The sequence below is a fragment of the Phenylobacterium sp. genome (genome assembly GCF_024508875.1).
Classification (GTDB): domain Bacteria; phylum Pseudomonadota; class Alphaproteobacteria; order Caulobacterales; family Caulobacteraceae; genus Phenylobacterium.
Genome location: NZ_JANINU010000028.1, coordinates 1 through 12,041 on the forward strand (window position 1 = coordinate 1; position 12,041 = coordinate 12,041).

Annotated in this window: 6 protein-coding genes and 1 tRNA gene; 1 reads left to right on the top strand and 6 read right to left on the bottom strand. The window is 68.3% G+C overall.

Going from position 1 to position 12,041, the window contains the following annotated elements; translation table 11 throughout:
• The coding region (locus Q0L11_RS03200; protein ID WP_296595405.1) for a gamma-glutamyltransferase at positions 1-1,120 on the bottom strand (1,120 nt) is incomplete at its 3' end.
• A 60-nt stretch (positions 1,121-1,180) separates the two neighbouring features.
• The gene (locus Q0L11_RS03205; RefSeq protein ID WP_296595406.1) at positions 1,181-4,270 is read right to left on the bottom strand and encodes a TonB-dependent receptor; all 3,090 of its coding nucleotides are present in this window, start codon (positions 4,268-4,270) and stop codon (positions 1,181-1,183) included.
• A 446-nt stretch (positions 4,271-4,716) separates the two neighbouring features.
• On the opposite strand from Q0L11_RS03205, the gene Q0L11_RS03210 reads away from it, so the two are divergent.
• Entirely contained in the window at positions 4,717-5,499 is a 783-nt protein-coding gene (locus Q0L11_RS03210) for an IclR family transcriptional regulator (protein ID WP_296595407.1), read from the top strand.
• 71 nt (positions 5,500-5,570) lie between these two features.
• Here Q0L11_RS03210 and Q0L11_RS03215 read toward each other — a convergent pair whose 3' ends face one another.
• The 4 genes from Q0L11_RS03215 to Q0L11_RS03230 form a co-directional block, all read right to left on the bottom strand.
• Complete coding sequence (locus Q0L11_RS03215) at positions 5,571-7,052, bottom strand: amidohydrolase (RefSeq protein ID WP_296595408.1); 1,482 nt, start codon at positions 7,050-7,052, stop codon at positions 5,571-5,573.
• Positions 7,053-7,079: 27 nt separating this feature from the next.
• Entirely contained in the window at positions 7,080-9,818 is a 2,739-nt protein-coding gene (locus Q0L11_RS03220; protein ID WP_296595409.1) for a M14 metallopeptidase family protein, read from the bottom strand.
• A 49-nt stretch (positions 9,819-9,867) separates the two neighbouring features.
• Positions 9,868-11,670, bottom strand: a complete 1,803-nt coding sequence (locus tag Q0L11_RS03225) for a CIA30 family protein (protein ID WP_296595410.1) — start codon at positions 11,668-11,670, stop codon at positions 9,868-9,870.
• A gap of 261 nt (positions 11,671-11,931) precedes the next feature.
• A tRNA-Thr gene (locus Q0L11_RS03230) sits at positions 11,932-12,007 on the bottom strand.
• Positions 12,008-12,041: the final 34 nt, after the last annotated feature.

Genomic DNA, 12,041 nt, shown 5'->3' on the forward strand with positions numbered 1-12,041 from the left:
GCTCCTTGGCGAACTCCTCGCTGGCGATGCCCTTCGCCGGCGTCTTCCACTGCGGGCCGCCGCCGGAATAGCGGCGGTCAACGGTGACGATCTTCAGCGCCTCGGCGATGAGATGCATGCTGGCCACGTTGCCTTGGCCGTAGTCCGCCATAGGGAACTGCTCGATGATATTCATCGCCTCGGCCACGCTGGAGGCGGCCGATGTCGGCGGCATATAGGCGATGTGGTAGCCGCGGTAGTCCGACCAGATCGGCTCCAGCACGTTGGCCTTGTAGGCGGCGAGGTCGGCCTTGGTGATGATGCCGCCGCCGGCCTGGATGCCGGCGACCAGCTTGTCGGCCACAGGGCCCTTGTAGAAGCCGTCGGCGCCGCGGGCCTGGATCTGCTTCAGGGTCCAGACGAGGTCGGGGTTCTTGAAGACGTCGCCGGGCTTGTAGGCCGAGCCGTCCTTCTTGAAGTAGACCTTCAGCGCGCCGTTGGGATCCTTCGCCATCATCGCCTTGCGGCCGGCCAGGGCCGAGGCTTCGTCGTCGCTCATCACCACACCCTTGCTCGCCAGGTCGATGGTCGGCTGTACCAGCGTCGCCCAGGGCAGCTTGCCGAAGCGCTTGTGCGCCTCGTAGAGGCCGGCGACGGTGCCGGGGACGGTCACGCCCTTGAACGACATGACCTTGTCGTTGGAGACCTTGCCGTCCGGGCCGAGCAGCAGGTCGGGTTTCACCTCCAGCGGGGCCTGACCGTAGTATTCGATGGCGACCGTCTTCTTGCTGGCGGCGTCGTACACCAGCATGTAGCCGCCGCCGCCGAGGTTGCCGGCCCGCGGCAGGGTCAGGGTTTCGGCGATCCCCACGGCCACCGCCGCATCGACCGCATTGCCGCCCTTCGCGAGGATGTCGGCGCCGACCCGCGCGCCGATCTTGTTCTGGGCCACCACCATGCCGTCGCGGCCGATCACCGGGTGGTGGATCGAGCGGTAGCCGATGAGGTCCCCGCCCGTCTGGGCGAGCCCCTGTGAAGGCGGCCCCTCGTCCTGGGCCCAGGCGGCGGGGGCGGCGGCGACCGAGAGCGCCAGGACACTGACGAACGCGGCGTTCAACGCGCGGCGGGCGACCTTACTCATGACTGTTCCCCGAAAAGGAAAACCCCTCCCGCGTGGCGGGAGGGGCTCTGGACACCCGGCTTAGAAGCTCTTGCGGATGTTGAAGTAGAGGTACCGGCCGTAGGGGTTGTAGACCGAGGCCGGATAGCCGTCGGACACCAGCGGCGGATCCTTGTCGAACACGTTCCGCGCGCCGACCAGCACGCGGGTGTTGTTCAGGTACTTGTTGGTGTCCTCGAAGGTGTAGGAGACCGACACGTTGTGCACCCAGGTGCGCGGGACGCGGAAGTATTCGCCCGTCGAGTAGGTCAGGGCGGTGGAGTAGAAGCTGCCCGTGTAGGTCGTGAACCAGTTGGCCGTGAACTTGCCGTAGCGCCAGTTGAGCGAGCCGGTGCCGCGCCACTCGGGCGTGCCGTTCTGTCCGACGATGTCCTGGCCGCCGGTGATGATGGTGCCGGCGTTGATCTGACCCGCCGACCGCGCAGCGATCAGCATGGCGAGGCCCTCGGTCGGCGACTGGTACAGCTTGTCGAGGCGCGCGACGTTCACATCGATGGTGAAGTCCCCGAAGCTGTCGGTGTTCAGGCGGTAGTTGACGCCCACGTCGACGCCCTGGGCCACCTGCGGCAGTTGGTTGACGTACTTGTCGTCGACGTATTCCACGAAGCCGACCGGCGCGAGGCCCGAGCCGGTGAAGACGGCGATGTTGTCCGGGGTCGGCGCCAGGCGGTGCACCGCCGGGTTCGACGAACCCTGCAGGCGCAGCAGGTAGTCGAGGATCACCGCGTTGCCTTCGCCGAACAGGCCGACGATGCCCTTCTGCTTGATCTTCCAGACGTCGACCGTGACCGTCGCCCGGCCGTATTCCGGCGGGATGAACTCCGGCTGGAAGACGAAGCCGTAGGACAGGCTTTCCGACGTCTCAGGCTTCAGGTCGGGGTTGCCGGCGCGCACCGCGCGGGTGGTCCGCGACTGAGCGCACTGGGTGAAGCTGGTGATCCGCTTCGCCCGCAGGTCCGCCTCGCAGAAGTAGTAGTCCTGGCGGCTGTTGGTGCGGCTGACCTGGCTGACGTTGATCTGTTCCAGGTTCGGCGCCTTGAAGCCCTTCGACCAGGAGCCGCGCAGCCGGAAGCCGGGGATGATGTCCCAGGCTGCGGCCACCTTCGGCTTGGCGATGCTGCCGACGTCGCTGTAGTCCTCCGCGCGGCCCGCGAGCTGCATCTCGAGCCGGTTGACGAACGGGATGTTCATCTCGGGCGAGACCAGCGGCACGGCCAGTTCCGCGTAGGCGGACATCACGGTGCGGTGGCCGCTCACGTCCGGGGAGACCGACGATCCGGGAATATTGCTGAACGCCACGGCGCTGCCGACGATCGGGCCCGTGACCGCATCGACGTACTGGATCGTGCCGTCGATGTTGTCGTCCCGGTTGTCGCGGTAGGTTTCGCGGCGGACTTCGACGCCGGCGGCGATGCCGATGTCACCCGCCCACATCGAGATCAGATCCGGACGGTTCACCTTGAAGTCCCACAGCGCGAGCGTGGTCTTGTTCGCGCGCGTGATGGGGATGACCAGGCCGGCGATCGCGGCGGCGCTCGACGGGGTTTGGTCACCGCCCAGGACGAGGTCGGTCCCGGCGCCGATGCCATTGAACGGATTGTACGCATCCGGGGTCGTGCGGTTGATCGCCTTGGACAGCGCCGTCCCGTCCACCGCATACGACAGGTCGTCCACCGTCGCTTCGGAATACAGGACCGCGCTTTCCCAGTTGAAGCCGAACTTCTTGCCCTTGAGGCCGCCCAGCACGCGGTACTGGTCGTTCTTCACGATGACCTGCGACGGGCCGAGGTCGAGCAGGCCATACGCGTTGACCGTCAGGCGCAGGCCGCTGGCCGGCACGCCGACCAGGTTCGGCAGGCGGTTCGGGTTCGGCTGCCCGTTGGCGAGCGTCGCGGCGCCGAAGGGGTTGTAGTAGGCGTTCGGCCCGATGCTGATCGTCGGCGAGGTGCTCAGCGCGTTGTAGGCGGCGACGTTGCCTTCGGTGCGGGCGTGGTAGTAGCCCGCCTCGCCGAAGAAGGTGACGTCGTCGTTGATGTCGTAGTGACCGGTGATGAAGATGTTGGTCCGGTCCGCCTGCGGAATGACCGAGGACTTCAGCGAGCGCACGGGATCGACCCGGAAGGCCCGATCGGTCGTCGTGTTGAAGGCGCCCGGCACGATGCACAGGCCGGGCCCGACCACGACGGTGCAGCTCACCGACTGCGGCGAGTAGTGGAAGATGCCGGTCGAGCCGGTGATCGCCGTCGAACCCTGACGGATCGCGGACGTCACCCCGACAGCCTGGAACGCGCCGAAGCCCGTGGCGGTGGGGCGGGAATCGAGACCGACCGTGTTCGCGAACTCAGTGCCCGCGAAGAGGGGGCGGCGGTCGGACATGGACGTGTAGTCCTGGTCCGACGCAAGCAGGGCGGAGCGCTTCTCCAGCGAGCCGAAGATCGTGATGTTGCCCCGGCCCTCCTGGAAGTTGTCGCCGAACAGGCCCGTCAGGCGGCCTTCGCGCAGGTTGGTGCCCGTGGCCGTCCCGTACTGGAACTCCATTTGGCCGCCGTCGAAGTCGTCGCGCAGGACGGTGTTGACCACGCCGGCCACCGCGTCGGTGCCGTAGATGGCCGCCGCGCCGTCACGCAGCACCTCGATGCTCTTCAGGCCGGCCACCGGGATGGCGTTGGTGTTGTAGGTGAAGGTGGGCACCAGGGACTCGGCCTGGGTGGTCGGATGGTAGACCGTCCGGCGACCGTTGATGAGCACCAGGGTGTTGCCGGCGCCGAGGTTGCGCAGGCTGATCGAGTTCACGTCGCCGCGCGCCGAGTTGGAAGAGCCCGGCAGGAAGCTCGAGTTGAAGGTCACGTTGCCGGCCTGCGGGATGGTCCGGAACAGTTCGTCGCCCGACCCGGCGGCCGTCGCCTGGATCTGCGTCGCGTCGACCACGGTCACCGGCAGGGCGGCCGTCACCTTGGAGCCCTGGATCTGCGAGCCGACGACCACGATCTCTTCGAGTTCGCTCGGATCGGAAGCGGCTTGTGCGGAGGCCTGGCCAGCGAACCCAACAGCGGCGCAGAGCGCGCTCGTCGCGAGCAGGGCCATCCGGCCCCGCGAACGAGTACCCATCATGTCTTGTTTTCCCCTCATCCGGCCGGCGCGAAACTCGGCGCCCGCCCGTGAGGATAGTGGCCAGTCGGGGAGGCCGCGTCAAACAACCGTTCGTGGACTGTTCAATAACCCGGGCTGATGGATCAGTCGCACGGCGCCCGAATTGGGGCGAGGCGCAAGGCGCGAACGCCACATCGCGCGGCAATCGCCCGGGTGGACAATACAGCAGTGGACTCTGCGCTTGCGTCAGCGCCGCAACTCAGGATCGAGCATTGTTCAGGAATTGGTAACCCTGTGACATTCGCGGCTGATAGCTTCCACAACTGGAATAGGTTTCCGCCCCCGGCCCCATTCGGCTAACGGTTGAGCACCTGAGACCCGCGGTCCGCCGCGCGGCGTTCCGCGATTGACGGGGTCTCTGGCGCGTGGCGACAATGCGTTCATCAACTGGAACGACGTTCATTTAGATGACCGACAACGTTCTCTCGGCGGCGCGGGTGCTCGATCTCGTCGAACTGATCGCCGCCAGCGAGGACGGGGTCCTGCTGCGCGAAGCCACCCTCCGGCTCAACGCCCCCAAGAGCAGCACCCTGATGCTGCTGCGGACCCTCGTGAATCGCGGGTACGCCTACCGCGACCCACTCAGCGACCGGTACCTCCTGACCGATCAGTACCGCGGCGGAGCGTTCGGCTGGGTTAGCGACCCCTATGCGCGGATCGTGGCGACCGCGCGGCCCGTGATGGAGGCGCTGAGTCACGAACTGGGCGAGTCAGTGACCTTCGGCGTCTTCGACCAGCCGGGACACGCCCGGGTGCTGACCCAGGTCGTGGCCGACGTGGAGGTCCGCTATACCGCCGCCATCGGGCGGCCGATCCCGCTCTATTGCACCGCTATCGGCCGGGTGCTCGTTTCCCGCCGTCCGCGCGCCGACTGGGCGGGACTTATCGGGCCCGGGCCTTTCCCGGCGATCACCCGGCATACGGTGACCGACCCCGAGGCCGTGCTGCAGATCATCGCCCGCGCCCGCGAGGAGGGCCACGCCATCGTCATGGAGGAGTTCGCCCTGGGCGGCACGGGCGTGGCCGCGCCGGTGCTGGACCCGCAGGGCCATGCGCTGGGGGCCATCAACGCCGGCTGCGTGACGCCCCGGTTCGAGGAGAAGCGCGATCGCGTCGTCGCCGCGGTTATGGCCGCTGCGGGCGAACTCGGACGGCAGATGGGCGGCGTGCCGAGCGAGACCGCGGCTTAGCGCGCGATCCGCGGATGCGGAAAGCGGTTCGGCAGGGAGCGCGCTCAGATAGAGCCGCCGCAGGGTAGAACCTACTCAGCGCCCTTGGGCTTCGATCGGTAGTCGAGCGGCGGCGGGCGGTCGCCGACCATGGCCTTGTAGACGAAGTCGGGGCCGCGGCGCTGGCCGAGCTCGGCCTGGGCCTTGGCGATGAGCGTCGGGTCGGTCAGCAGGTCGGCCGCCGTCAGGGCCAGCGTCTTGGCCGCCACGACGCCGCCCTTCACCGCGATCGGCGTGCCGCCCGCGGCCACGGCCTGCCAGCTATGGGCCGGCGTTCCGGGCACCCACGTCGCCGCGGTCATGCCCGCGGTCGGCGTCACCCAGCTCACGTCGGCCACGTCGGTGGAGCCACCGCCCCCGCCACCGAGCGTGTAGGCGTCGATCTGGGCCGCATTCGCGATCGTGGCCTTGCTGGGCGGAAGCTGCTTGACCATCGCCTCGGCGAAAGCCGTGTCCTGGGCGTCGTACTTCACGCCGCCCACCTCGCGCAGGTTGCGGTCCATGAGCCGGCCCAGGGTGTCGTTGGGCAGCATGTTGTAGACACCACCGGTCTGTTCGAACGTCACCTTGGTTTCAGTGGCAGTGGCGGCCCCTTCCGCCGCCTTCTGGACCCGGGCGATCACATCGCGGACCACCTCGGGATCGGTGTGGCGGACGTAGTAGTAGACCTCGGCCTTGTCGGGCACGACGTTCGGCGCCTGGCCGCCGTCGGTGACCACGTAGTGGATGCGCGTGCCGTCCGGGATGTGCTCGCGCAGATAGTTTACGGCGACGTTCATCACCTCGACGCCGTCCAGGGCAGAGCGGCCCTTCTCGGGCGAGGCCGAGGCGTGGGCGGCGCGGCCGGTGAAGCGGAACTTGCCGCTGACGTTGGCCAGCGAGATCGTCTGCGAGGCGTCGTTGGAGTCGGACGGGTGCCAGTGCAGCGTGGCCGAGACGTCTTTGAAGAGTCCCGCGCGCACCATGTAGACCTTGCCGGAGCCGCCCTCCTCGGCCGGCGTGCCGTAAACGCGGACCTCGCCCTTGATCTTGTTGGCGACCATCCAGGCCTTCACGGCCTGGGCCGCCGCCACCGACGCCGCGCCGAACACGTGGTGGCCGCAGGCATGACCCGCCGCCTGGCCCGCGATCGGCGCACGCTGGGGCTCGGCCTTCTGGGCCAGGCCCGGCAGGGCGTCGAACTCGGCGAGGATGGCGATCACCGGGCCATCGCCGTTCTTGAAGCTGGCGACGAAGGCCGTGGGCATGCCCGCGACGCCGGTCTCGACCGTGAAGCCCGCGCCCTTCAGCTCGCTCTGCAACAGGGCGGAACTCTTGGTCTCCTGGTAGCCGACTTCCGCGTAGTCCCAGATCTGGTGCGCCACCTCGCCGAGGTGCGGCCCAGCCTTATCGACCGACGCCAGGATGGCGGCGCGCTGTGGGGCGGCGACCTTGGCCTCGGCTGCGCCGGCGGCCAGGAGCACGGCCAGCAGCGCCGAGCCGGCGGCCAGGCGGGAAGCGAGGGATCGGGGCATTGAGCGAACTCCGGTCGAAACTTGGTCTCAGGGCCGGCCGACGGCCGGGCCGTACTGCAGGCCGTTGAAGAGGAACTTGAACGCCGCATGCGACTGGCCGCGCTGGGCGACTTCAGGGCCCATCAGGAACAGCTTGCCCTTGCCCACGTCCAGCTCGGTCACCGCCCCGGCGCCGTTCAGCTTCTCCTGCCCCACGGCCCAGCCGCTGCGCAAGACGTCGCCCTGCGGATACCAGGCGGCGCGGGCTCCAACATTGGCGGCGAAGGCCGGGCTGCGATCGAAGAAGACGTTCATCGACTTCGGCGCGCCGAAGGCCAGGGGCTTGGAATTGTCGACCGCGACCTCGAGCAGCGAGCCGGGGATGTAGAAACTGTTGCGGGGCAGCGGCTTGCCGTCGGCGCCGTTCAGGGCGCTGGCCGCCGGCGCCCCCAGCATGTCGGCGAGGCGGGCCGAGTTGCCGATGGTCACCACCGCGCCGCCGGCGTTCAGGAAGCTGGCGATCTGCGGAGCGGTCTTGTCGCGGGTCACCTCGCCCAGCCACGAACGGAACTCGGCCGGGATGTCTTCGGGCTTCGGCTGTCTCGGTCCCGAGCCCTCGCCGAACTCGTCGGCCGACATGACGTTGTTGGCGAACACCAGGACGTCGAAGTCCTTGGCGATGTCGCCCGCGTCCAGACGCTGCGGATAGACCACCTTGTAGTCGAACTCGTACTGCTCCATCAGCCAGCGGGTCCAGCCCGCGGGCATGTTGCCGCCGTACTTGTCGACGATGCCCACACGGACCGGCTTCAGCTTCAGCCGCTCGCCCGACGGGGCCGACCCCAGCGCATAGGCCTTAAGGCCCAGCTCGCGGGTCGCCTTCTCCACGATGGCGCGGGTCTGTGGCGTCGCGGGGATCCACAGCGCGCCCGGCGCGAACGGGCGGCCGGCGGCCTTGGTCGCCGCCTTCTGCCAGTAGACGGGCTGCCCGGCCTTCAGCAGGCGGTTCGAGAGGATGAAGCTGTCGTTGACCTCGTGGCTGACGAGGTAGCCGGCCTTGCCCGAGCCGAGGACCTGGCCCGCTGGCGGCGCGATCAGGTCGGGCACGGCCTCGAACGGGCCGTCGAAGCCGTCGAGCACGCGGTCGAACGCCACGCCCATCTGCAGCGCCAGAGTGTAGCCGGTGGAGTCATAGGGCGGCACCGGCGGGCCGCCGGGGTAGGCGAAGTCGTGCGGGTGGTCCTGCGGCTCGAACATGTCCAGCACGTGCGGCCGGTACGCCTGGTCGGCCTTCACCACGTACGAGCCGGCGGGATAGGTCTTGCCCGCCACCGTGAAGGGCTTGGTCGCCTTCTTAACGTCGACCCCGGTCTTGATCAGCGCGTTCAGGAACTTCACCGCCGTCGGCAGGTCGGCCTGGTCGGCGGGGATGATGTAGCCGCGCGGGTCGCGGTTCGCGGGGTCGCGCAGCACCTGCTTGAAGAGGTCGGGCTGCAGCCCCTGGTTCCGGCCCGAGCCCACAAGCGGCTTGCCCTTGGCGGCCGCTTCGAGCGCCTCGATGCGCTTGGGCGTGACGGTCCAGCTATCCTCGCGGCCGCGCTCGATGGAGTTGGCGCCCATTCGCCACATGTTGAACAGCAGGCGCTCACGGTTGCGCGAGGCGTAGTCGAGCACCGCGTAGTTCATGGTTAGCGAGTAGTCGATGGACTGGCGGAAATGCCAAGTCTGCGGCGCGATCGGCGCAGGTAGGTCGTTGCGGGCGATTTGGTTCTTTGCCAGCAGGGGAATCTCGGTCGGCGTGGGGCTGCCGATGATCTCGGTCAGCAGGCCCACGGCGTTGTGGAAATAGGTGATCGACCGCTCCATCCCGTTGTTCCAGGTGGAGTAGGTGGCGCCGCTGCGCATGGTGGAGCCCGGCTTGCCCTCGGCGATCAGCCGGCTGTGCATGGTCGCCCCGACCTCGCTCAGCGTGGTCATCACCAGCGGGTCGTAGTTGTAGTTGAAGGGGTCGCGGAACGGCGGCACGAACACCACCGTGCCGGCCGGCCCGGTCTGGTGGTGGTTGTAGATGATCTGCGGATACCACTCGCGGAAGAAGATGCGATTGACGTTCGTCGTCTCCTTCATCGCCGACATGTAGTAGTCGCGGTTGTTATCGTGCCCGATGTACTTGTGGTACAGGCGCGGCAGGCTATTGAATTCGCGCTTCTTTTCGTCCGCGTTGCGCATGTACCAGTTGGACACCAGCTCCATGCCGTCCGGGTTCACCTGGCCGAACAGGATGATGGTGTCGTCCAGGATGCGCTTCGTCTCGGCGTCGTCTCGGGTCAGCCACTGGTGCAGGGCCGCGATCAGGGCCTGAGGGGCGACCACCTCGGTGGCGTGCAGGCCGCCGTCGATCCAGATCACCGCCTTGCCCTCGGCCGCCAGCGCGTGGGCCTCCTGCTCGGACACGCCTTCCGCCTTGGCGAGCTTGCGGGCGATCTCGCGATAGCGGTCCAGCTTCGCCAGGTTCGCCGGCGAGGAGACGATGGCCATGTATTCGGAGCGGCCCTCCTCGGTCTTGCCGATCTCGACCAGCTTGATGCGATCGGACTGGCCGGCCACCTTTTTGAAATAGGCCTCGAGCTGGGTGTAGTTCGCCAGGAAGTAGTCGTCGCCGATGTCGTGGCCGAAGGCCTCCTTGGGCGAGGTGACCGGCCCGGCGGCCTGCGCCAGCGGCGCGGCCAGCAGCGCGCAAAGGGCCAGCGCCGTCGCGGCGCCCGAGATCGCGCGTTCGAACTTCATCGGCAGTCCCCCAAAGGTCGGTCGGTAGCAGCGGTGTCGGCGGTTCGGATCAGTAGAAGGTCACGTTGTCGACCTGCAGCCACAGCCGCTGGCCGGGGTCGCGCCCCCCGCTGAAGCCTAGGTCGATCAGGTCGGTCCCCGTCCACGCCGCAGTGGAGCCGCCGCGGCCCGCGACGCGCTTCAAATCGGCGAACGGGATCTCCACCGTCGTCCATTCCGGGCCCGCCTTGACGGGCGCGCGCCAGCGGCCGCCCTGGGCGCCGACGGTGAAGGCGTATTCGCCGCCGTCGCCGCGCACGTCGAAGCGCACGCCCTTGAACGCGCTCGCGTCCACGGGCTCCACCGATCCACGGCTGAGCGGCAAGAGGACGCCGGCGCTGGGGTCTTCCTTCTGCGCCATGCGGGCGGCCAGCAGCAGGGCGTGGTCGGCGCCGTTGCGCACGGTGATCTGGCTCACCTGCACCGAGCGGTCGTGGCCGCCGTCCATGTCGTCGAGGCGCAGGGTGTCGGCCTGGGTGCGGCCATCGGGGCGCTCGAAGTCGTCCACCAGCGCCTTGGCCTTGATCGCCGGCATCGAGAGCTGGCCGTCGGCCGCCGTCGGCTTGAAGCCCTGCCCGTAGGCCAGCTTGCCGTCCACCCAGACGCGGTCCGTCTTGCGGATGTCGCCGATCTGCGCCCAGGGCGCCCCGTCGATCAGCACCAGGTCGGCCCGCTTGCCCTTCTCGATCGTGCCGCGGTCGGCCAGTTCGTTCATCGCCTTTGCGCTGTTGGCGGTTCCGGCCATCAGCGCTTCGGCGGGCGTCAGGCCCGCCTGCACCAGCAGCTCCATCTCGCGCAGGGTCGAGGCGCCGTGCGGCGTGCCGGGCATGCCGGCGTCGGTGCCCACGGCGATCATCACGCCGGCATCGTGCAGGGCTTTCACGTTGTGCAGGGCATAGCCGAACTTCTTCAGCGCGTTCTGGATCCGCGGATCGTCGCGGTTGGCGGGCTGCGGCGCGCCGGGCTTGATCGGCTCGTAGACGGCCAGGGTCGGCGCATAGGTGGTGCCGTTGGCCTTCATCAGCGCCACGACCTCGTCGTCCACCTCGCGGTCCTGCAGGCTGTGGGCGATCACATCCACCTTGGCGCGGGCGGCGACCTTGCCGCGTTCCACCGTCACGGTGTGCGTGAGGACCTTGAGGCCGTTCTTGTGCGCCTCGTCGGCGAGGGCCGAGAGCGTCCAGTAGTCCATGCTGGTGTTGTCGGGGCCGGCCCCGTAGCGCCAGCCGTCCGAGAACGCCTTGATGGCGTCGGGCTTGTAGGGGATCAGGCTCTTCACCGCGGCGCGGGCGCCCTCGGCCGTGCTGACCCACTTGGTGGTCGCCTCGTCGGCCCAGTCGGCGCCATGGCCGCCCGGCGTGCTGATGCGCGCCGTGAAGTTCACGTGCGGCGTGGTGAGCGTCGTCAGCCAGCGGCGGCGCGGCACGTATGCTTCGGGCGGCTGGTGGAAATCGTTGACGGTGGTCACGCCCGACGAGACGTAGGCGGCGGCGATCGGCGGCGCCACGGCCGGCTGGCCGCCCGGCGTCCAGTGCGTGTGCAGGTCGAAGAAGCCGGGCAGCAGGGCCTTGCCCTTGGCCTGGATCACCACCGCGCCTGCCGGGGCCTTCACGTTCGGCCCGACGTCGGCGATGCGGCCGTCGCGGATCATGACGTTCGCCACGTGCGGCGCCGCGCCCGTCGCGTCGAACACGGTGGCGCCCATGATGGCGGTGACCGGCGTCTTGGGCGGCGAGGCCGCCTGCGCCTGGCCGATCGCGACCGCCAGCCCCAACGCCACGACGACCCGCGCCGCCTTCAAACCCGTGATCACCCTCGGAACCCCCATCGACCCAACCCCGGACGCGAACGAACGCGGCGGCGAACGCCGCCATAGCGACCACAACGCAACGCCGGAATATTTCGCTCGTATTGCAGATTAGCCGAAGGAAACTGGGTTTTCTCCCAGTAGAAACAGGGCTTCTGCGATCGATAAGTTGAGGTGATGAACTTGGCGATCATTGAACGCCGGTCGACGTCGCCGACGCCGAACTTCGGCGCGCGAGGGCGCTAAGTATCGACTCATGAGGGAGAATGGTGCCGCCTAGGTGACTCGAACACCTGACCTACGCATTACGAATGCGCCGCTCTACCGGCTGAGCTAAGGCGGCTCCTGTCCGGGGACGCGGGCTTTTACGTGAAAGC